The sequence below is a fragment of the Paraburkholderia sp. SIMBA_027 genome, from assembly GCF_046535315.1.
Lineage (GTDB): Bacteria > Pseudomonadota > Gammaproteobacteria > Burkholderiales > Burkholderiaceae > Paraburkholderia > Paraburkholderia tropica.
In genome coordinates, this window is sequence record NZ_JAWRWY010000352.1 from 1 (window position 1) to 288 (window position 288).

At 65.3% G+C, this 288-nt stretch carries 1 protein-coding gene; it reads right to left on the minus strand.

The window, feature by feature from the left end; translation table 11 throughout:
* On the minus strand, nucleotides 1–288 hold a 288-nt coding region (locus SB764_RS39385), incomplete at both ends, for an aldehyde dehydrogenase family protein (RefSeq protein ID WP_410866664.1).

Genomic DNA, 288 nt, shown 5'->3' on the forward strand with positions numbered 1-288 from the left:
GTTGATACTGTTGGCCAGGATCACCGTGGGTTCGACGTAGCAACCGGGGCGATCGAGCAGGGTGCCGCCATGGATGATCGTGTTGTGCTCTGCGCGGGCCTGGGTGAAGTAACCGAGCAGTTTGAGTTGGTGCTGGCGGTGGGTCACCGGGCCGAATTCGGTGCGTTCGTCCAAGGGCGAGCCGATGGTCAGGCGGCGCAGGCGCTGCCAGAAGCCCGACAAAGTCTGCGACGGCGGATGGGTATGTTCCGTGGCGATGACGCGGCACGCCAGGCCGGTGGACGCCAG